General features: G+C 62.7%; 16 protein-coding genes. 12 read left to right on the forward strand and 4 right to left on the reverse strand.

What is annotated here, in order from left to right; all coding sequences use genetic code 11:
• The coding region (locus ACMLHZ_RS10580; protein WP_418667689.1) for a threonine/serine exporter family protein at positions 1 to 667 on the reverse strand (667 nt) is incomplete at its 3' end.
• A 230-nt stretch (positions 668 to 897) separates the two neighbouring features.
• On the opposite strand from ACMLHZ_RS10580, the gene ACMLHZ_RS10585 reads away from it, so the two are divergent.
• A complete protein-coding gene (locus ACMLHZ_RS10585) occupies positions 898 to 1,245 on the forward strand; it encodes a hypothetical protein (RefSeq protein WP_418667690.1) in 348 nt (115 codons plus the stop codon).
• Between the two features lie 131 nt (positions 1,246 to 1,376).
• Here ACMLHZ_RS10585 and ACMLHZ_RS10590 read toward each other — a convergent pair whose 3' ends face one another.
• Positions 1,377 to 2,720, reverse strand: a complete 1,344-nt coding sequence (locus tag ACMLHZ_RS10590) for an MATE family efflux transporter (protein WP_418667691.1) — start codon at positions 2,718 to 2,720, stop codon at positions 1,377 to 1,379.
• Positions 2,721 to 2,948: 228 nt separating this feature from the next.
• Here ACMLHZ_RS10590 and ACMLHZ_RS10595 point away from each other — a divergent pair, with 228 nt between their 5' ends.
• Both ACMLHZ_RS10595 and ACMLHZ_RS10600 read left to right on the forward strand, forming a co-directional pair.
• Entirely contained in the window at positions 2,949 to 4,481 is a 1,533-nt protein-coding gene (locus tag ACMLHZ_RS10595; protein ID WP_418667692.1) for a hypothetical protein, read from the forward strand.
• Between the two features lie 14 nt (positions 4,482 to 4,495).
• Positions 4,496 to 5,161 (forward strand): YczE/YyaS/YitT family protein, encoded by a 666-nt coding sequence (locus ACMLHZ_RS10600; protein ID WP_418667693.1) that lies wholly within the window; start codon positions 4,496 to 4,498, stop codon positions 5,159 to 5,161.
• 84 nt (positions 5,162 to 5,245) lie between these two features.
• Here ACMLHZ_RS10600 and ACMLHZ_RS10605 read toward each other — a convergent pair whose 3' ends face one another.
• Positions 5,246 to 6,037: a helix-turn-helix transcriptional regulator gene (locus tag ACMLHZ_RS10605; RefSeq protein ID WP_418667694.1), complete on the reverse strand. Its 792-nt coding sequence runs from the start codon at positions 6,035 to 6,037 to the stop codon at positions 5,246 to 5,248.
• Positions 6,038 to 6,277: 240 nt separating this feature from the next.
• Between ACMLHZ_RS10605 and aguA the strand changes: the two genes are divergently transcribed.
• The 9 genes from aguA (at position 6,278) to ACMLHZ_RS10650 (ending at position 18,707) form a co-directional block, all read left to right on the forward strand.
• Positions 6,278 to 7,396: an agmatine deiminase gene (gene aguA / locus ACMLHZ_RS10610; protein ID WP_418667695.1), complete on the forward strand. Its 1,119-nt coding sequence runs from the start codon at positions 6,278 to 6,280 to the stop codon at positions 7,394 to 7,396.
• A gap of 108 nt (positions 7,397 to 7,504) precedes the next feature.
• Positions 7,505 to 8,872, forward strand: a complete 1,368-nt coding sequence (locus ACMLHZ_RS10615; protein ID WP_418667696.1) for an APC family permease — start codon at positions 7,505 to 7,507, stop codon at positions 8,870 to 8,872.
• A 353-nt stretch (positions 8,873 to 9,225) separates the two neighbouring features.
• Positions 9,226 to 10,374, forward strand: coding sequence for a galactose ABC transporter substrate-binding protein (locus ACMLHZ_RS10620; protein WP_418667697.1), 1,149 nt, complete (start codon positions 9,226 to 9,228; stop codon positions 10,372 to 10,374).
• Between the two features lie 198 nt (positions 10,375 to 10,572).
• Positions 10,573 to 12,069: a sugar ABC transporter ATP-binding protein gene (locus ACMLHZ_RS10625; protein WP_418667698.1), complete on the forward strand. Its 1,497-nt coding sequence runs from the start codon at positions 10,573 to 10,575 to the stop codon at positions 12,067 to 12,069.
• Between the two features lie 15 nt (positions 12,070 to 12,084).
• Entirely contained in the window at positions 12,085 to 13,134 is a 1,050-nt protein-coding gene (locus tag ACMLHZ_RS10630; RefSeq protein ID WP_177564992.1) for a galactose/methyl galactoside ABC transporter permease MglC, read from the forward strand.
• A gap of 104 nt (positions 13,135 to 13,238) precedes the next feature.
• Complete coding sequence (locus ACMLHZ_RS10635) at positions 13,239 to 14,825, forward strand: response regulator (RefSeq protein WP_418667699.1); 1,587 nt, start codon at positions 13,239 to 13,241, stop codon at positions 14,823 to 14,825.
• Between the two features lie 22 nt (positions 14,826 to 14,847).
• Positions 14,848 to 16,671 carry a sensor histidine kinase gene (locus ACMLHZ_RS10640; protein WP_418667700.1) on the forward strand — a complete coding sequence of 608 codons (1,824 nt, stop codon included), beginning with the start codon at positions 14,848 to 14,850 and terminating at the stop codon, positions 16,669 to 16,671.
• The gene (locus ACMLHZ_RS10645) at positions 16,668 to 17,627 is read left to right on the forward strand and encodes a substrate-binding domain-containing protein (RefSeq protein ID WP_418667701.1); all 960 of its coding nucleotides are present in this window, start codon (positions 16,668 to 16,670) and stop codon (positions 17,625 to 17,627) included. The genes ACMLHZ_RS10640 and ACMLHZ_RS10645 overlap by 4 nt, the downstream gene beginning before the upstream one ends.
• A 30-nt stretch (positions 17,628 to 17,657) precedes the next feature.
• On the forward strand, positions 17,658 to 18,707 hold the full coding sequence (locus ACMLHZ_RS10650; RefSeq protein ID WP_418667702.1) for a galactose ABC transporter substrate-binding protein: 1,050 nt from the start codon (positions 17,658 to 17,660) through the stop codon (positions 18,705 to 18,707).
• Positions 18,708 to 18,854: 147 nt separating this feature from the next.
• Here ACMLHZ_RS10650 and clpB read toward each other — a convergent pair whose 3' ends face one another.
• Positions 18,855 to 21,455, reverse strand: coding sequence for an ATP-dependent chaperone ClpB (gene clpB, locus ACMLHZ_RS10655; protein WP_418667703.1), 2,601 nt, complete (start codon positions 21,453 to 21,455; stop codon positions 18,855 to 18,857).
• Positions 21,456 to 21,459 lie beyond the last annotated feature (4 nt).

The raw sequence follows: 21,459 nt of genomic DNA on the forward strand, positions 1-21,459 counted from the left end.
CCTCGTCGGCAATGTCGCGGATGGCGTTGGTGAACGCCACGCCGGGGAGCAGGGGGATGATGGCCCCCACGGTGACCATGTCCAGCCGGGCGCCGAGGCCCAGCTTTACCAGCAGGATGGAGAGCAGGGTTACAAGGGCGCCCCCGCTGATGTTCAGCGCGATCTTGGACAGCCGCCCCCGCACCACGAACAAAAAGTAGCTGTAAAGCGTAAGCCCCGCCAAAAATGCCGCGGCCGCGTCGGCAAGGCTGCCCCCGAACAAAAAGCAGAACGCGCCGCTGCCCAGGCCGCTGGCCAGCACCTGAAGCCAGGCGGGCTTTTGGGGCGAGGTGCGGATGCGCCGCAGCTCCTCCAGCGCCTGGGCGGGGGTGTGCAGCCCCTGCTCGATCTCGCGGGAGAGCTGGTTCACCGCGTCGATGCGGTCCAGCCGGCTGCCGCCCAGGGGGATGTGCCGCACCTTGGCGCGGTAATGCTCGCCCTCCGCGCCGCCGGAGGTCAAAAAAATGCCGTTGCTCAGCACAAAGGGCTCCAGCCCCCTGCACTGGTATGCCCGGGCGATGCGGCACATGGTTTCATCCACCCGAAAGATCTCGGCCCCGCTGGCAAGCAGGATCTCGCCCGCCAGCGCCGCCGTTTCGAATACGGTTTCCTTTTCCGGCCCGTCCATATACCGCCCCTCCGCAGCCAAAAAAACTGTTTCATTTCAGTTCACGCCTTATTATAGCACGCGCGCAGGGCAGCGCAAGACGGCGCCGCAAAACTTTGCGGCAGGCCAAGGCGCCGCAGGCCGGGCCCCGGCGGCCCGGGTGGACTTTTGCGGCGTAAGCCATTATAATTAAAAAAATACCAAAAGGCCGGGAACAGCCGCAAAAAAAGCGAATGGGAGGCGGACGCCCTATGATCCATTTCAATTACCCCCACTACCCTTTGCAGTGGTACCGGAATGCAAACCCGGTGTCCGGCAATGCGGGGCAGTTTAATTACAAGGTGCTGCGCCAGGGGGGCGAACTGGCCGCCTGGTGCTGGATGGGCGTTTGGTGCATGGAAAAAACAAAGGACGTGAAGGAGCGGCGCTTTGCCTTTCCTGACAAGCAGGAACAGGAGCAGCAGGAAAGCGTGGACCAGGCCATTGCCTGGCTGCAGGAGGAATTCGACGCCCACCCCCGGGCTGAGATTGAGGCAAGGGACGGCTTTTTCACGACCGAGCCCTACACCCCGCCTGCGCCGGAGCCGCCGCAGGAGTAAAAAAGGCGGCGGGACCCCGCACCTGCGCCGAAACACCCTGCACTTGCGCAAAAGGCTTGACAAGGGGAAAAATGATGATACACAGCCGCCCGGGTCTGCCAGCTGGCAGACCCGGGCGGCTGTGACCTTGTTCAAACGGTTTTGATGCCGCGCCATTTGCCGCGCTTCCAGCGCAGCACGAACAGAATGCCCCGCAGGTTTTCGTCCAGAGCGAAGGCGGCCCAGATGCCTGCCAGCCCCCAGCCCAGCTGAACGCCCAGAAGATAAGCGAGGCCGACCCCCACGGCCCATTGGCTGCACACGCCCAGCAGCACCGGATATTTTACGTCGCCCACCGCCTGAAGGTTGCGCACCAGCACGATGTTCAGGCTGCGGCCCACTTCCAGAGCCACCTCCACCCACATCACCTGCCTGCCCAGGGCAATGACCTGCGGGTCGCTGCTGAACAGCCCGAACAGAGGCTCGGCAAAAAGGGCCAGCAGCAGGGCGGTGCCCACCGTGACCGGGGCCGAAAACCGCAGCACCCGCCAGTTTTGCCGGTCGGCCCCCTCGTAATCCTTTGCGCCGATGCAGTAGCCGATCAGGATGGCGGCCGCCTGGCTGACCGCGCTTACCAGCATGTAGCAGATCTGTGCGAACATGTTCATGTACATGCGGGCAGTCACCGCATAGGTGCCGATCATGTTCACGAACACCAGGCTTGTGGACTGGCTCAGGTTATAGGAGAGCCCCTCGCCCCCGGCGGGCAGGCCGATGCCCAAAAGGCGCCGGAACAGCTCCCCGGGGAAGGGGCGCAGCAGGCGCACATCCACCCGTGCGCCCTGGACGCTGCGAAAAAAGGCGGCCATGAGAAGGACCATGCCCAGGGTGCGGCAGATGCTGGTGGAAAAGGCGGCGCCCGCGGCCCCAAGGCGCGGCAGCGGCCCCGCGCCATAGATGAGCGCGGTGTTGCCCAGAATATTTACAAGGTTGATGCAGCCGGTGCTGAACATGATCACCAGCATGCGGGCGTGGGCCCGCAAAAAAGCGCTGAAGGTAAGCATCATTGCCTGGCAGGGCAGGCTGACGGCCGCGATCCTAAGGTAGCTGCGGGCCTCCGGCAGGGCCTCTGCGGGCAGGCGCATCAGCGCGAACAGCCCGTCCGCCCCCCACAGGAGCCCGGCGGTGATGAACAGGCTCAGCACAAGGTTCAGCCCCACGGCCAGGGTGTAGATCTGCTGCACCTTGCCCTGCTCCCGGGCGCCCAGGTACTGGCTCAGCAGAATGGTGGCGGCAAGGCTGATGACGCTGAAGGTCAGGATAAGGGTGGTCATGATCTGATTGGCGTTGCCCACCGCGGCCACGGCGGTGCCGTTGTAGCGGCTGAGCATGATCTGGTCGATGTTGCCCACCAGCATTTGGAGCAGCAGCTCCACAAAGATGGGCCAGGTCATGCGCAGCAGAGAAAATTGCGGCTGCAGGCGTTCGGTTTGCATAAGGCGTTGTCCCTTTCCCCAGGGGCGCCCGCAAAGGGCGTATTCCCTGAAATCACCGAAATTATACACCCGGCGGCAGGGGTTTCACAGATGGGAAAATGACGAGATTCACAAAATGATACACTTGTTTTTGTGAAAAATGCCCTCTGATTTACTTTTGCAGCGGTTTGTGGTACTCTTTTAAAAGAATTCTGTGCGTTTATGCTGTGCGAAAGGGGGAAAGGGAGGATGAAGGCAGGGGCGAAACGCCGGGTCTGGCAGTGCGCCGCAGCGCTGGCAGTGCTGGCGGGCAGCGCCGCGTTTGTGCTGCGTTTTTCCTACTCTACCAGCTTTGTGTGGCCCGGTTATTACGGATACGACTCCGCCATCTTTCAATTCATCGGCAGGGCCTGGGCCGGGGGAACGGTGCCCTATGCCGGGCTGTTCGACCACAAGGGGCCGCTGATCTTTTTCATCGACATGCTGGGCTGGCTGATCCATGGCAGGGCGGGCATCCTGGTGGTGCAGACCCTGAGCCTTGCGGTGACCGCCTGGGGGCTGTACCGGTTGGGGCGGGAATATCTGCCCCGCCCCTGGGCGCTGGGGGCCGCGGGCCTGGCGCTGGTGTATCTGGCACGCACCTTTGACGAGGGCAACATGACCGAGGAGTACAGCCTGCCCTTTTTGGCGGTGAGCCTGTGGCTGGCGGCGCGGTACTGCCGCCGCGCGCAGGAAGCTGGCGGCGCGGTGCGGCACCCGTGGCGGTACGCGGCGGTGTACGGCCTGTCGTTCGGTGCGATTTTGATGCTGCGGGTCACCAGTGCGGTGAGCCTGTGCTGTTTTGTGCTGGTGATCTGCATCCGGCTGGCGGCCGCCCGCCAGTGGAAGAACCTGGGGGCGAACGCCCTGGGCTTTGCGGGCGGCTTTGCAGCGGCCACCGGGCCCTTTGCGATCTATTTTGCCGCAAAGGGGGCGCTGGGGGAGGCGCTGTACGGCACGCTTTGGTACAATGTGTTTTATGCCACCCGCTTTTCCATCCGGGACTATTACGCAGGCAACCCCTGGGCGGCCAGCACGCTGCGGCGGGTTTTTTTGGATTTTGGCGCACCCCTGTTCCTGCTGGCGGTGCTCTGCCTTGCGGCACTGGCGCAAAAGCCCCGCTCCGCGCTGGCCTGGGGCGGCCTGCTGAGCGCGGCGGGCAGCATGTACCTGCTGTTTTCAAACCGGCCTTACGTGCACTATTACATGATCGTGGCGCCGCTGCTGCCGCTGGCCGCATGCCTTGCGGCGGAGCTTTGGCGGGGCCGCAAAGGGGGGCGCCGGCGCGGGGCCGCCGCTTTGAGCTGCGCCGCGCTGTGCTGTGTGTATGTGTGCAGCCTGGCGGTGCGGCTGCCCCGCTGGGGCGCCGACAGCTTTATGGCAAAATACCCGGCCGAGGTGCAGCACTACAACACCGTGGCCCGGCAGATGGCCGGGCTGATCCCCGCAGACGAGCGGGATTCGGTGCTGGCCTACAACGTGGACGCGCAGTTTTACCTGGCGGCGGATATTGCGCCCTGCCAGAAATATTTTATCCACCAGGACTGGCAGGCTGCCGCGGACCCCGCCATGCAGGCCGAGATCGAGAGGCTGCTGCGGGGGGAGCCGCCCAAATGGGTGGCCGCGGGAGACGTGGGAAACGCCGCCGTGGCGGCGCTTTTGAAAGAGCGATACGAGCCGGCAAGCGAGCCGGTGTGGTTTGAGGAATATGCCGGTTATACATTATACCGGCTGAAGGAATGAGGAGGAAGCGGGAGATGCGGCAGTTCTACCGCTGGATTTTTTATCTGGCCGGCCTGTTGATCCTGGCCCTGGGCCTGACCCTGAATACCAAGACCGGCCTGGGGGTAACGCCCATCATCTCGGTGCCCTACAGCATTGCGCAGGTATTTGGGTTTAATTTCGGGGACGCCACCTTAGTGGCGTACTGTTTGTTTGTTGCAATACAATTTTTACTAAAGGGAAAACCTGTGCGCTGGGCCGACCTGCTTCAGCTGCCTTTGAGCCTGGTGTTCACCCGGGTGCTGAACCTGCTGGACGGCGCAGTGCCGGCAGCGCCGCAGGGGATGCCCGCCAGACTGTGCCTGCTGGCGGCAGCTATTCTGTGCACCGGTGTGGGGGCGGCCATGAGCGTGGATATGAAGCTGGTGCCGAACCCCGGCGACGGCATTGTGGCGGCCATTGCACAGCGCACCGGGCGGGAGCTTGGCTTTACAAAAAACTGGTTCGATACCGCGAACGTGGGCATTACCCTGGTGTTCGGCCTGGTGATGGGGCATCCGCTGTGCGGCATCGGCCTGGGCACGGTGCTTGCCATGCTGGGGGTGGGCCGGGTGATGGCGCTGTTCAACCGCCTGTGCCTGCCCGCCATGGGGCGGCTGGCGTTTGTGCCGGAGGCCTGCGGGCAAGGCACGGCAGAATAACAAGCAAAGCGGGGAGGCACTTGTACAAGTGCCTCCCTGCTTTTGTAATGGATCATTGCCCCCCGGGCGCTCCGGCGGCGCCTTTTACCTACCAGGGGGTGCCACCACCACCGACGGGCAATCGAACACCAGGCGCAGCAGCTGGGTGCGGCTGGTGATGCCGAGCTTGCGGTACAGGCTGCCCGCGTGTTTTTTGACTGTGTTTTCGCTGATGAACAGCTCGGCGCCGATTTCGGCGTTGGAACGGCCGGCGGCCACGAGCTCGGCGATCTGCCGCTCCCGCTCGCTGAGGCCGAAGCGGGAGGCCAACGTGCCGGCCCGGCCTTCCTGGGCCGGCGCGACGCCCTGCGGCCATAAAAAGGCGAAGTGGGCGGACAGGTGCCGGTTGAGCACCCGCAGCAGCTCCACCTCCTGATCGGTAAAGTCCCCGTCTTCTCTGCTGCGGAACAGGGTGACCGAGCCCAGCAGGTGAGCGGCGCCCATGACCGTGCTGCCCATGCTCCAATAGACCCCCATGGGCTGCATCCACTGCTTATAAATCGCCGCGCTCTCCCGCGCGGCGGGGCTGATCATATTGGAATCGCGGTAGACGGTGGGCTGGTCGCTGGCAAAGCTCCAGGCCACATAGTCGGAATACTGGTACTCCTGGTAGTAGGCGGCGAGTTCGGCTTCGCTCATGTTCAGGGAAACCGGGCTGAAAAACACCAGCCGCCCGGCCTGGGGCGCGCACAGGTCAAAAAAGGAGCGGCGATGGGGGATCAGCTCCTCCAGCCGGCGCAGAAAGCAGTTTTGGAGCTGCTGGGGGTCGGCCTGGGTGTGAAGCTCCAGGATCGCTGGGTCCAGGGCCTCCCACACTTCGCCCGGCAGATGCGGCATGGCGAACGCCTCCTTTTCACGGGGAGATTTTGATGCCTCCATTGTAGCATAACGCATAAAAATAGTAAACGGGAGAAAGGCGGATTGGCACGTTTGGCACGCCGGTGGTACCCGCGGGTACCACCCTGCAGAACGGTGCCCCCGGGTAATGGCGGAGCGGGCGCTGTTTGGGCTACAATGAAAACAGAAAGAGCGGCCGCAGAGCGGCGCACAAAACTTTTTGAAAAGGAGCGCAGAACAATGAGGACGATCCAGAGTACCCCCAAGAAAGACGGCTTTTACATGCCCGCGGAATTTTTGCCCCGCAAACAGGACTTTTTGATCTGGCCCGAGCGGCAGGACACCTGGCGCATGGGCGGAAAGCCGGCGCAGAAGGTGCTGGTGGAGGTGGCAAAGGAGATCGTGAAGCACGAACCGCTCACCGTGTTCTGTTCGGCCGACCAGTACGAGAACGCCCGCGCCCGCCTGCCTGAAGAGGTGCGGGTGGTGGAAATGACCGTTGACGACGCCTGGGCGCAGGACAAGGGACCCTTCTATGTGGTGAACGACGAGGGCGAGATGCGGGGCGTGACCTGGGGCTGGAACTGCTACGGTGGCCTGGAGGGAGGCCTGTACTTCCCCTGGAAGCGCGACCAGGAATTTGCCACCAAGCTGCTGGACCTGGAAAACTACGACCGCTACGACGCCCGCAGGGTGGTGTTTGAGGGTGGCGCCATGCAGATCGACGGCGAGGGAACCCTGATCGTGACCGAGAACAGCGTGCTGAACCACAACCGCAACCCGGACCTGACCAAGGAAGAGGTCGAGAACTATTTTAAAGAGTATATGGGCCTGGAGAAGGTGATCTGGTTGAAGGATGGCATGGCCTTTGACGAGACCGACGGCCACATCGACGACGTGTGTTTCTTTGTGCGGCCCGGCGTGATCGCCCTTTCCTGGACCGACGATCCTGAAAATCCCCAGTACCCCAACCTGAAAGCGGCCTACGACACCCTGAACGGCCAAACCGACGCCAAGGGCCGCAAGCTGGAGATCCACAAGATCCCCATTCCCGCCGTGATGCATATTTCCGAGGAGGAGAGCGCCGGCGTGGATATCTGCGAGAGCGCAGCCTCCCGCGAGGGCGGCCTGCCGCTGGCCGTGACCTACATCAACTGCTATTTTGTGAACGGCGGCCTGCTGGTACCCCAGTACGGCGACCCCATGGACGAGGTGGCCTGCCAGCTGTTCGGGGAACTGATGCCCGAGCGCGAGATCATTAAGATCTACACCCGCGAATGGTCGCTGTGCGGCGGAAACATCCACTGCATGGCCCTGCAGCAGCCGGATCCGGCGGCCATTGCCGCCCTGAAGAAATAACGCCTTCGTTCCACCTTTCGGGGCGGCGCGCCCGAGCCCCAGTGCCCCGGCGCGCTGCCCCGGCTTCTTTGAGAGTGGGACCCTGATGAAAAAGGAGGAGAGACCCCCATGCCGGCCAAAAAGAAAAAGTTCCGCCTGTTCGACGCGGTGCTGGCCTCGGTGTGCATCATCCTGACGGTGGAGTCGGCCGCGCCGGCCGCCGCGGTGGGCAACTCGCAGTATTTTTGGTGGATCAGCATGCTGATCCTGTTTTTCGTGCCCTATGGCCTGATCAGCGCCGAGCTGGGCACCACATATCTGGGCGAGGGTGGCATTTACGACTGGGTGCGCCTTGCCTACGGAAACAAGTGGGGCTGCCGCATCGCCTGGAACTACTGGATCAACGTGGCCCTGTGGATCGCCAGCCTGGCGGTGCTGTTCAACGACACCCTGACCCAGATCACCGGCTGGGATCTGCCGGTGTGGGCCAGCATTGCCATTCAGCTGGCCTTTATCTGGGTGGTCATCCTGATGGGCAAGGGCAGGATCAGCGAGAGCAAGTGGCTGATCAACACGGCGGCGGTGTTCAAGGTGTTTATCATGCTGCTGATCGGCGGGCTGGGCATTTGGGTGGCCGCGACCCGCGGCATGGCCACCCAGTTCACCTTCCGCTCGCTGTTCCCCAGCATGGACCTGAGCAGCTTGTCCTTTGTGTCCATCATCATTTACAACTTTGTGGGCTTTGAGATCGTGACCACCCTGGCCTCGGATATGGAAAAACCCAAAAAGCAGATTCCCCAGGCACTGCTGCTGGGCGGAATCATTATTTCGCTGTTCTACATGTTCGCCTCGTTCGGAATTGGAGTGGCCATTCCGGTGAGCGAGCTTTCCACCTCCACCGGGCTGCTGGACAGCCTGATCTACCTGGCGGGCGACGGCACGCTGGTGCTGATCGTGGGCCTGATGGTGATGTTCACTTTCTTTGCAAACCTTGTTTCCTGGGCCTACGGCTCGCTGTATGTGGCAAAATACGCGGCTGAAAACTACGACATGCCCCGCGTTTTTGCCTCGGCCAACAGCGAGGGCGTGCCGGACAAATCGCCCCTTCTGAACGGTATCATCGCCTCGGTGCTGGTGGTTGTGGCGCCCTTTTTGCCCAACCAGGATGTGTTCTGGAGCTTTTTCAGTGTGGGCGTGTTCACGCTGATGGTATCGTATGTGCCCATGTTCCCCGCGTTTTTGAAGCTGCGCCGCATCGACCCGGACCGGGAGAGGCCCTTCAGGGTGGGCGGCAAGGGGCTGTTTTTAAAGCTGATGGCCTATGTGCCCATGGCGCTGATCGTGGTATCGCTGATCTTTACGGTGGTGCCCATGAACACCAGCCCCGAGGAGCTGAACACCAAGATCCCGCTGTGCGTGGGGATCCTGGTGTCGGTGGTGATCCAGGAAATCCTGGTGGCCCAGGGGGCAAAGCGGCGCGCAGGCGAGGCAAAATAGCGCGGCGGGCCCGGGAAAACCCGGCGGCCGAACCAAAATTTTAAAAACGCTGGGTCTGCCCTTTCCAGGGGCAGGCCCAGCGCTTTTTCGTGCCGCTTGGAGGAGCCGTGCTGGGGGACGCAAAGGGAAGATGCTCCAATTTTTGAGAGCGGTTTTTGTGCAAAAATTATAATTTGGCTGAACAAATACAGCGGAACTTGTTCAAGGAGCAAAGTTATTTGATAGAACAGAGAAGAATTTTCTATCGCGTTTTGGCCTGCCTGCCGGTACAATAAAATTGCTCGGAAACCAAAGTTTTCCAAAAGCAAGGGTCGGGATCCCGGCCCGCACACCATTGACAGGGAGGAAAAACAATGAAAAAGAAACTTGCACTTGTTCTGGCAGCGGCTTTGATGCTGGCCGTTCTGGCAGGCTGCGGCGGCACCCCCGCCCCCAGCACCCCGGCCGCCTCCAACCCCGTTTCCACGGGCGGCGAGCCCGCGGCGCCGGCCAGTGATCTGAACGCGGCCGTGTTCTATTACAACTATTCCGACGTGTACATTTCCAGCGTGCGCAACAACATGGACGAGATGCTGAAGGGCATGGGCGTGAAATACGACAACTACGACGGCGCGGGCAACCAGGCCCAGCAGACCGACCAGATCAACACCGCCATTACCAACGGCGCCAACCTGCTGATCGTGAACATTGTGGAAACCTCGTCCCCCGACGCGGCGCAGAACGCCGTAGAGGCGGCCCGTGGCGCTGGCATTCCCATCATCTTCTTCAACCGCGAGGTGCAGGATGATGTGGTGAACAGCTACGACAAGTGCGCGTTCGTGGGCACCGACGCCCCCGAGGCCGGCCACATGCAGGGCGCGCTGATCGGCCAGTACCTGCTGGATAACTACGACGCGCTGGATCTGAACGGCGACGGTACCATCTCCTACGTGATGTTCAAGGGCCAGGAGGGCAACGCCGAGGCCGAGGCCCGCACCCAGTTCGGCGTGGAGGACGCCGATGCGCTGCTGACCGCTGCCGGCAAGCCCGCCCTGGCGTTCTACGACGCCAACAACTCCGCCAAGTACCTGGTGGACCAGAATGGTTCCTGGTCTGCCGCTGCGGCCACCAACTACATGGACACCATCCTGGCCGAGTACTCGGAGGCCAACAAGAACATGATCGAGCTGGTGATTGCCAACAACGACGACATGGCCCTGGGCGCCGTGGCCTCGCTGCAGACCGCCGGCTATAACCTGGGCAACGACGAGGACGGCAAGCCCACCTCCACCGTGATCCCCGTGTTCGGCGTGGACGCCATCGACTCGGCCAAGCAGGCCATCGACGAGGGCAAGATGACCGGTACCATCATGCAGGACGCCGTGGGTATGGCCAAGACCATCACCGCACTGGTGGGCAACGTGCAGAGCGGCGCCGAGCTGATGGCCAACACTGAAAGCATGAACGTGGATGAGGGCGTGGACAAGATCCGTGTTCCCTACGGCGTGTACACCGCGAAATAAGCCGGGACCCGAACCATACAAGAACAGTGCGTAGCGCCCCAACCAAAAGCGTGAACGGACGAAGCGGGGCTGCCGAATGGCAGCCCCGCTCTGCCCGTAAAGCCGCGGCGCGCAGCGCCTGCCGGAAAAGGCCGGGCGGCGGGCGCGGCGGCTTTGCAAACAGGCGTTTTGCGGGGCGTCGTGGAGAGGAGGAAGCATATGGATCAGCCGATACTGGAACTGAAAAACATCAGCAAGGAGTTCCCGGGCGTAAAAGCGCTGGACAATGTGTCGCTGGCGGTGCGGCCGGGCACGGTGCACGCTTTGATGGGCGAGAACGGCGCTGGAAAATCGACCCTGATGAAATGCCTGTTCGGCATTTACGCGAAAGACAGCGGCACCATTGTTCTGGACGGCAGGGAGGTCGATTTCAAAAGCTCCAAGGAGGCGCTGGAAAACGGCGTGGCTATGGTGCACCAGGAGCTCAACCAGGCCCTGACCCGCAGCGTGCAGGATAATTTATGGCTGGGGCGTTACCCCAGGGTGGCCGGCCTTGTGGTGAGCGAACGGCTCATGCGCACCCGCACCAAGGAGATCTTTGACGAGCTGGAGGTCAAGGTGAACCCCAGCACCATCATGTCCACCATGCCGGTTTCCCAGCGGCAGATGGTGGAAATCGCCAAGGCGGTTTCCTACAACGCAAAGATCATTGTGTTCGACGAGCCCACCTCTTCGCTCACCGAGGTGGAGGTGGAGCATTTGTTCCGCATCATCAACATGCTCAAGGCCAAGGGCTGCGGCATCATTTACATCAGCCACAAGATGGAGGAGATCCTGCGCATTTCGGACGAGGTGACCATCATGCGCGACGGCGCCTGGGTGGCCACCCGGCCCGCGGCCGAGCTCACCATGGAGGAGATCATCCGCCTGATGGTGGGGCGCGAGCTCACAAACCGCTTCCCCCCCAAGACCAACGAGCCGGGCGAGGTGATCCTGCAGGTGGAGCACCTGTCGGGCAGATATACCCGGCTGAAGGACGCCTCGTTCCAGCTGAAAAAGGGCGAGATCCTGGGCATTGCGGGCCTGGACGGCTCGGGCCGCACCGAGGTGCTGGAGAATTTGTTCGGCGCCATGACCCGGGGCGGCGGCGAGATCCGCCTGCACGGAAAGGCCATCCGCAACGCCTCTCCCCGGGAGGCCATTAAAAACGGGTTTGCGCTTTTGACCGAGGAGCGCCGGGCCACCGGTATCTTTGGCATCCGGGACATCCGGGACAATACGGTCATCTCGAACCTGAAAAGCTACCTTTTGGGCGGCGTGTGCCTGAGCGACAAAAAAATGAAAGAGGATACGGACTGGGCCATCCAGGCCATGCACATCAAGACCCCCAGCCAAAAGACCCAGATCCGCTCGCTCTCGGGCGGCAACCAGCAGAAGGTCATCATCGGCCGCTGGCTGCTCACCAAGCCCGAGGTGCTGCTGCTGGACGAACCCACCCGCGGCATCGATGTGGGCGCCAAGTACGAGATCTACCAGCTCATGATTGACCTGGCCAACGACGGCAAGGGTGTGATCATGGTATCCTCGGAGATGCCCGAACTGCTGGGCGTCTGCGACCGCATTCTGGTGATGTCCGGCGGGCAGCTTGCCGGCGAAGTGGACGCCAGAAACACCAGCCAGGAAGAGATCCTTACCCTGGCCGCCAAGTACGTGTAAAGGGAGGAAGCCGCAATGAGTAACGCGACTAAAACATTGCAGAAACCGGCCTGGGACGCAAAGCGGGTGGGCAACTTGCTGCTCAACAACGCCTTGTTCATCCTGATGGGCATCGCCATTGTGTACATCGCCATTAAAAACCCCCGGTTCATCCAGCCGGCGTCGATCATCAACATTTTGTCCCAGACGGCGGCCTATCTGCCCGCGGCGCTGGGCATCGGCGGGTGCATCGTGCTCACCGGCACCGACCTTTCGGCGGGGCGCATTGTGGGCCTGACGGCCTGCATCTCGGCTTCGCTTTTGCAGAACGCGGCCAATGTGGCCAACAAAATGTGGCCCCAGATCGGTACCCTGCCCATCTGGGTGGTCATTCCCGCCGCCATGGTGATCGGCGCGGCATTCGGCGCGTTCAACGGCTTTTTCGTGGCCAAGTTCAAGCTGCACCCTTTCATTGTGACCCTTGGTACCCAGCTGATCGTGTACACGCTGCTGCTGCTCTATGTGCAGATGGGCAACAACAACGGCATGGCCATCTCCAACCTGGACAAGAGCTATACCGATTTTGTAAAGGGCGAACTGTTCAACGTGGGGGGCACCGCGGTGCCCCGGTACGTGCTGTTCGCCGTGATCCTGGCCGTGCTGATGTGGTTTATCTGGAACAAGACCACCTTCGGCAAGAACATGTTCGCCCTGGGCGCCAACGAGGAGGCGGCGCGGGTCTCGGGCGTGAACGTGTTCCTGACCACCATCCTGGTCTTCGCCCTGGCGGGCGCCATGTACGGCTTTACCGGGTTTATTGAGGGCGCGCGCATCGGCTCGAACACCGCAAACACCGGGTTCAACTATGAGCTGGACGCCATTGCGGCCTGCGTGATCGGCGGCGTGAGCTTTGTGGGCGGCATCGGCAAGATCCGCGGCGTGATCGTGGGCGTATTGATGCTGCGGCTGATCTTTATCGGCCTGAGCATGATGTCCATCGACCCGAACCTGCAGTACCTGATCAAGGGCGGGATCATCCTGTTCGCCTGCGCGTTGGATATGCGCAAGTATCTGGTCAAAAAATAAGGCCCCGCACACAGCGGCAAAGGGCGCGCCTCCCCCGGGATGCGCGCTCTTTGTATCGCTGGAATTTTATGGTATACTGAGAATGAGGCAAAGGAGGGGACCGTATGGATCTCTACCGTGTGCTTTTGGTGGACGACGAGGAGGATATCCGGGTGGGGATCAGCCGGAAGATGGACTGGGAGGGACTGGGCTTTGCCCTGGTGGGCGAGGCGGAAAACGGCCAGGAGGCGCTGGAGCTGGCCGAGCAGCTCAAGCCGGACGTGGTTCTGACCGACATTAAAATGCCCTTTATGGACGGGCTGGAGCTGTGCCGCATCCTGACCCAGCGGCTGCCCGCCGCAAAGTTCGTGGTGTTCTCGGGGTTCGACGAGTTTGAATATGCAAAGCAGGCCATTCGGATGAACGTGTCGGAATACATACTAAAGCCCATCAATGCCCCTGAGCTGAGCGAGGTGCTGCGCAAGCTGAAAAGCCAGCTGGACGCCGAGCGCGCCCAAGGGCGGAATATGGAGATGCTGCGCCGCCGCTATGAGGAGAACCTGCCCGTATTGCGGGAGCTGTTCTACACCCAGCTGCTGGAGGGCCGCGTCCCGCCCGGCCAGGCGGCCGAGCGGGCGGCCCGCTATGAGATCGATCTTTCGGGCGCGGCTTGGGTGGCCGCCCTGGCACACCTGCATGGCGCGGGCGCGGGCAGTGAGCTGCGCGCACTCTCGGTGCAGCAGCTCTTTGAGGAGAACCTGCGGCCCGGGCTGTGCTGCGCCAAAGTGTTTTTATACAACGAGTCGGTGGCGATTCTGGCCAGCTTTGAGCGGGCCCCCGCCCCCATTTATGAATTGATCGAGGAAATTGACCGGATCTGCAAATTGGCGGGCAGCTACCTGGGCCTGACCCTTACCGTGGGGGTGGGAGCGCCCTGCCTTGAGCCGGAGGAGGTGGCCCGGTCGGCCGCTGGCGCGCGCAGCGCCCTGGATTACCGGGTGCTGGTGGGCACCGGGCGCGCGATCTACATCGGCGATCTGGAGCCGGGCGGCGCAGCCAGGCTCGCTTTTGAGGAGAGCGACGAGCGGGAGCTGACCGGCGCGATCAAGCTGGGAAGCGAGGAGGACATCCGCGCTGTGGTGGGCCGCCTGGCGGACAAGGTTCGCCGGGCGGGCCTGGCGCTGCCCCATTGCCACCTGTTCTTTTTGGAGCTGCTCACCTGTCTGCTGAAGCTGGCCCGGAGCGCGGAGCTGGACCTGGAAGCGGTGTTCGGCGAGGGGTTCACCGGCGCGGTGCAGTTCACCGCCTTCAGCTCGGTGGACGAGATGGGCGACTGGTGCCTGGAGCGCTGCCTGCGCATTCAGGAGCTCATTGGGCGCCAGCGCACCGATTCCGCCTGGCGCACGGTGGAAAAGGCCAAGGAGTTCATTGCCGCCCACTATGCCGAGTGCGAGCTCTCGGTGGAGATGCTGTGCGAATACCTGCACCTGAGTCCGGCCTATTTTTCTACCCTGTTCAAGCGGGAGACCGGCATGAGCTTTACCGCCTATGTGACGGTAGTGCGCATGGAGCGCGCGGCCGAGCTTTTGCGCACCACCGAGGATAAGACCTACCTGATCGCGGAAAAGACCGGGTATCTGGACCCGAACTATTTCAGCTATGTATTCAAAAAGCACTTCGGCATCTCGCCCACCAGGTTCCGGGCGGGGTGAGGGCGGCCAGAAGGAGGCGGCGATGGGCAGGTTTTTTGGTTCTGTGATGGGGCGCTGGCGCGAGTTTTACCGCCGCTCCAGCATCCAGATGATCCTTTCGCTCTCGTTCACAGCCGTGGCGGTGACAGGCATGGTGTTTTTGGGGCTGACGCTGTTTTTGCGCTTTTCGGCCTCGAACAACGCCCAGGCGGCAAAGACCAGCCAGCGGGTGCTGGCCCAGGTGAACCTGAACCTGGACGCGTACCTGCGCAGCATGATGCGGGTGTCGGACGCGATGTATTACCGGGTCATCAAAAACACAGACCTGGCCGCCGACAGCCTGGACGACCGGATGAGCCTGCTGTACGAGAGCAACCGGGACATGCTGGTGTCCATCGCGGTTTTTTCGCAGAGGGGAGAGCTTGTGTCGGCCGCGCCGCTGGCGCCGCTGAAAAAGGACGCCGCCCCCCAGCGGCAGGACTGGTTCATCGCCGCGGCGGGAAAGATCGAGAACCTGCACTTTTCCACCCCGCATGTGCAGAACCTGTTCGAGGACCCGGATTACCGCTACCGCTGGGTGGTGTCGCTGAGCCGCCAGGTGGAGCTGACGAGGGCCGGCGCCATTGAAGGGGGCGTTTTGCTGGTGGACATGAGCTTCGGCGGCATTGAGCAGATCTGCAAGGACGTGGAGCTGTCGGCCTCTGGGGGGTACCTATACCTGATCGACGGGGACGGCGAGATCATCTATCACCCGCGCCAGCAGCTCATTTACGCCGGCCTTTTGCAGGAGAACAACCTGGCCGCCGCGGCCTACGAGGACGGCAGCTACGAGGAAACCTTCGGCGGTGAGCGCCGGCAGGTAACGGTAAAAACCGTGGGCTACACCGGCTGGAAGCTGGTGGGCGTGGTGCCGGCGGACAACATCTGGGACAACTACGGCCAGCTGCTGCTGTTCTTTTTGTTCGTGGTGTTGTTTTCGGTGTTTTTGCTGATCTTTGTGAACCTGCATCTCTCGGAGCGCATTTCGGTGCCCATCAAGGCGCTGGACCGGTCGGTAAAAAGGCTGGAGGCCGGGTGCGAGCTGGAGGAATTCGAGGTGGGCGGCCCCTATGAGATCGAGCATCTGGGGCACTCGATCCGGTCGATGGTGTCGACCCTGCGCCATTTGATGGACGACATCATTGAGCAGGAGACGCAGAAGCGGCGCAGTGAGCTGGACGTGCTGCAGGCCCAGATCAACCCCCATTTCCTTTACAACACGCTGGACTCGGTGGTGTGGATGACCGAGAACGGCCGCACGGACGAGGCCATTCTTATGGTGACCTCGCTGGCTCGGTTTTTTCGCATCTCGCTGAGCCGGGGCAGCAATATCATTTCCATCGCCGACGAGCTGGAACACGCACGGCACTACCTGACCATTCAAAAAATGCGGTATAAAAACAAATTCTCCGCCTCTATAGAGGCGGAAGATGGTGTAGAGACCCTCTACACCATCAAACTGATCGTTCAGCCCATTTTGGAAAATGCGATCTATCACGGTATGGCCTACGCCGACGGGGACGGAAGGATCACGGTGCATGCCTTCCGCGAAGGGGGCGATGTGCTGATCGACGTGACCGACAACGGCCCGGGCATGCCCGCCGGAACCGTGGCGCGCCTGCTGGACCCGGCCTATACCGCCGCGCCCGGCCCCAAGGGCTCGGGCATTGGGCTGCGCAATGTGCACCAGCGCATCCGCCTGACCTTCGGCGGGGGGTACGGGCTTTCGATCCACAGCGAGCCGGATGCGGGCACCAGGGTGCGGGTGCGCCTGCCCGCCCTGGACGGGGCGGCCGCGGCCCCCTACCGAAAGGAGGTGGCCCCATGAAGCGCAGAACGATCCTGCAGCTTGGCGTTTTGGTGCTGCTGGGTATGGGGGTGCTTTTTTCCCTGATGACCTTTGACCAGGCCGGCCGGCGGGACCCGGAGCTTTTGGAGGTGTCGGTCATCATCCGCGATGCCGACAATACGGGCTGGTCCGCTGCGAGGCAGGGGATGGAGCAGGCTGCGGCGGATCTGGGGGCAGAGCTGCGCTTTCTGACCCTGAGCGAGCCGGACAGCGTGGAGGAACAGCGCAGCCTGCTGGCCCGCGAGGTGGAGGGCGGCGCCGACGCGGTGGTGCTTGTGCCCGCAGACGCGCAGGCCCTGGGGCCCGACGTTGCAGGGGCGGCGGCGGGCGCCGCGGTGGTGACGATGGAGTCGGACCTGGCGGCCAGCGGCGCGAAGGCGTGCATCACAGTGGACAACGCCGCGCTGGGCACGGCCCTTGCAAAACAGATTCTCAGGGATATCCCGCAGGGCAGTGGGGTGCTGCTGGTGGATCTTACCCCGGGAAATACCGGTGTGGGGCTGCGGCTGGACGAAGCGGCCCGGATGCTGGAGGAGGGCGGCTGCCCGGTGTACCGCCGCACGCCCGCCCCGGGGCAAACGCTGGCCGAGCTGCTGAGCGAGGCCCTGCCCGCCCAGAACCCGGGCGCGGTGGCGGCCTTTGAGCCCACCGCGCTGGAATTGACGGCGCGCGCGCTTCAAAACGTGGAAAACGCGCCCCCGCTTTACGGCATGGGCGCCACCAGCACCATCGCCTCGTATTTGGAGCGGGGCGGCATTTCCCTGATTGCCGCGCAGAACGAATTCGCCGCCGGCTACCTGGCGTTGCAGGCCGCGGTGGGGGCGGCGCGGGGCGAAGCGCTTACAAACATTGCGCCCATGGAATTTTCGTTGATCCGGCGGCAGGAGATGTACGAGGCTGAAAACGAAAAGCTGCTTTTCCCGGTGACACGCTGAGGGCGGCCGCGGCGCAGAAAAGGAGGAACCATGAAATATCGTGTGTGGCGGAGCGCCGCCGGGCTGCTTGCGCCCTTGCTTCTTTTGGCCCTGGGAGGCTGCGCCGGCGCGGGCCGGGCGGATCCGGTGACCGTGCGCATCGGCGTTGCCCTGTACCAGCAGGACGACACCTTTATCTCCACTGTGGCGCAGCACCTGGAGCAGATCGCCAAGGGGGAGGAACAGGCCCGGGGCATCAAGCTGAACCTGAACATGGCCGACGGCCGCGGCAGCCAGGCCGCCCAGAACGAGCAGGTGGACCGATTTCTTGCCCAGGGATACGACGTGATCTGTGTGAACATCGTGGACCGCACGGCGGCGGCCGTGATCATTGACAAAGCGCAGGCCGCGGGGGTGCCGGTGATCTTTTTCAACCGGGAACCGGTGGAGGAGGACCTGATGCGCTGGGAGGGCGCCTATTATGTGGGCCTGGATGGAGCACAGTCGGGCCTTTTGCAGGGCGGGATCGTGCTGGACGCCTGGCGGCAGGACCCTGAAGCATTGGATCGCAGCGGCGACGGCGTGCTGCAATATGTGATGCTGGAGGGGGAGCCGGGCCACCAGGATGCGCTGCTGCGCACCGAAAACAGCCTGAAGGTGCTGGCCCAGGCCGGAGTGCCCACCGAAAAGCTGGCCAGCGACACCGCAAACTGGCAGCGGGGCCAGGCCACCACAAAAATGGCCCAGTGGTTGGAGCAATTCGACGGCGGGATCGAGGCGGTATTCTGCAACAACGACGACATGGCCCTGGGCGCCATTGACGCGTGTTTTGCCGCAGGGCTTTCGGAAGAGGAGCTGCCTTTCATTGTGGGAGTGGACGCCACCCCGCCCGCGCTGGAGGCGGTGGAGGCGGGCACCCTGAAGGGCACTGTTCAGAACGACGCTGCGGGCCAGGCGCGGGCGATGCTGGAGCTTGCCTGCGCCCTGGCCGGGGGCGCCGCACCCGGCGACGCGGTGGAGCTGACGGACGGCAAGTATGTGTGGCTGCCCTACACCACCGTGACAAAGGAGAATTTGGAGGCGTTTTTGCCGCCTGCCTGAGCGGGAAAGGCCGCATGGAGAGCCTTTCGGCAGCCGCAGGGGGAAAAAGAGGGAGCGCAAAAGCACGGTACAAAAGACAAACAAAACATGCCGGCCCTTTTAGGGCCGGCATGTTTTTGTATCAGCAGCTGGGCGGGGATAAAGCGCTCAGGCCAGCGCCAGCTGGCCGCCCACCAGGTCCACCGTGAGGGTATCGCCCGGCAGGTGCTGCCCGCCGATGATCTCGCGGGCAATCAGGGTTTCGACCCGGCTTTGGATAAAGCGTTTGAGCGGCCGGGCGCCGTAGACGGGGTCGTAGCCTTCGTCGATGATAAAGGCCTTGGCGGCGTCGGTGACGGCCAAGTTCAGCTGCTTTTGGGCCAGGCGGACGCGCAGATCGGCCAGCTGCAGATCCACAATGCCGCCGATCTCGGCCTTGGTGAGGGGCTTGTAGAATACGATCTCGTCGAGCCGGTTTAAAAATTCCGGCCGGAACTGGGTTTTGAGCAGGCCCTCCACCGCCCCGCGGGCTTCGGCGCTGATCTGGCCGCCCGGGCCGATGCCTTCCAGGATATACTGGCTGCCCAGGTTGGAGGTGAGGATGATGATGGTGTTTTTGAAATCCACCTGACGGCCCTGGCTGTCGGTGATGCGGCCGTCGTCCAGCACCTGCAAAAGGATGTTGAACACATCCGGATGGGCCTTTTCCACCTCGTCGAACAGAACCACGCTGTAGGGGTGGCGGCGCACCGCCTCGGTGAGCTGGCCGCCCTCCTCGTAGCCCACGTAGCCCGGAGGCGCGCCGATGAGCCGGCTGACGCTGAACTTTTCCATGTATTCGGTCATGTCGATGCGGATCATGTTCTTTTCGCTGTCGAACAGGGCCTGGGCCAGCGCCTTTGCCAGCTCAGTTTTGCCCACGCCCGTGGGGCCCAGGAACAAAAAGCTGCCGATGGGCCGCCCGGGGTTCGCAATGCCCGCCCGGCTGCGCAGGATGGCCTCGCACACCTTCTGCACGGCCTCCTGCTGCCCGATGACCCGCTGGTGCAGGATGCCCTCGAGACCCAGCAGCTTTTCGCGCTCGCCCTCCACCAGCTTTTCCACCGGGATGCCGGTCCAGCGGGCCACAATGCGGGCGATCTCCTCGTCGGTGACCCGGTCGCGAAGAAGGTTGTCCTGCGCGGAGCCGGAGGTCTCGGCCTTTTGCTCCAGCTCGGCCAGCTGCTTTTGCAGCTCGGGCAGGCGGCCGTATTTCAGCTCGGCGGCCTTATTGAGGTCGTATTCCCGCTCGGCCTTTTCGATGGCGGCGCCCGTCTGCTCGATCTGCTCCCGGATGGACTGCAGGCTGCCGATGCTGCTTTTCTCGTTGTCCCACCGGGCTTTCATGGCGTTGTACTGTTCGCGCATTTCGGCCAGTTCTTTTTGAATGGCCGAGAGGCGCTGGGCGCTCAGGGAGTCGGTCTCCTTTTTCAGGGCGGCCTCCTCGATTTCGTGCTGCATGATCTTGCGGCGCAGATCGTCCAGCTCGGCGGGCATGGAGTCCATCTCGGTGCGGATCATGGCGCAGGCCTCGTCCACCAGATCGATGGCTTTGTCCGGCAAAAAGCGGTCGGAGATATACCGGTCGGACAGGGTGGCGGCGGCGATGAGGGCGCTGTCCTGGATCTTGACCCCATGGAACACCTCATAGCGCTCCTTGAGCCCGCGCAGGATGGAGATGGTGTCCTCGACGGTGGGCTGGTCCACCAGCACCGGCTGGAAGCGGCGTTCCAGCGCAGGGTCCTTTTCGATGTACTGGCGGTATTCGTCCAGGGTGGTGGCGCCGATGCAATGCAGCTCGCCCCGGGCCAGAAGGGGCTTGAGCAGGTTGCCTGCGTCCATGGCGCCGTCGGTCTTGCCGGCGCCCACAATGGTGTGCAGCTCGTCGATGAACAGGATGATCTGGCCCTCGCTTTTTTTGACCTCCTGCAGCACGCTTTTGAGCCGTTCCTCAAATTCGCCCCGGTATTTGGCACCCGCCACAAGGGCGCCCATGTCCAGGCTGAAGATGGTGCGGTCCTTCAGGTTTTCGGGCACGTCGCCCCGCACGATGCGCTGTGCAAGCCCCTCGGCGATGGCTGTTTTGCCCACGCCGGCCTCGCCGATCAGGCAGGGGTTGTTTTTGCGCTTGCGGGACAGGATGCGCACGACGTTGCGGATCTCCTGATCGCGGCCGATCACCGGGTCCAGCTTTTGCTGGCGCGCCAGCTCCACCAGGTCCTGGCCGTACTTTTTCAATACGTCGTAGGTGTCTTCGGGGTGGTCGCTGGTGACCCGCTGGCTGCCCCGCACGGTGGCGAGCTGCTCCAGGAACGCGTTCTTTTGGATGCCGAAGCTGCGCAGCACCTCGCTCACGGCGGCGTTCGGCTGTTCGATGAGGCCGAGAAATACGTGTTCCACGCTCACGTACTCGTCCTTCATGGCGGCGGCGCTTTTTTCGGCGGCTGCCAGCACCTTGTCGGTGGCCTGGGAGATATAGATCTTATCCGGCTCGCGGCCGGAACCGGTCACATGGGGCAGGGCCGCCACCTTTTGGCCGGCTGCCGCGGCAAAGCTGCCCGGCTCGGCCCCCAGCTTTTGCAGCAGCTGCGGGATGAGCCCGCCCTCCTGGCTGGCAATCGCGGCCAACAGGTGCTCGGGTTCCAGCGCCTGGTTTTGGTATTCAATGGCAAGGCTTTGGGCGCTCTGCAAAGCCTCCAGGGTTTTTTGGGTGAATTTGTTGGTATTCATTGGG

Origin of the sequence: Allofournierella sp., from assembly GCF_048388525.1 — a bacterium.
In the GTDB taxonomy this organism is placed as follows: domain Bacteria; phylum Bacillota; class Clostridia; order Oscillospirales; family Ruminococcaceae; genus BQOK01.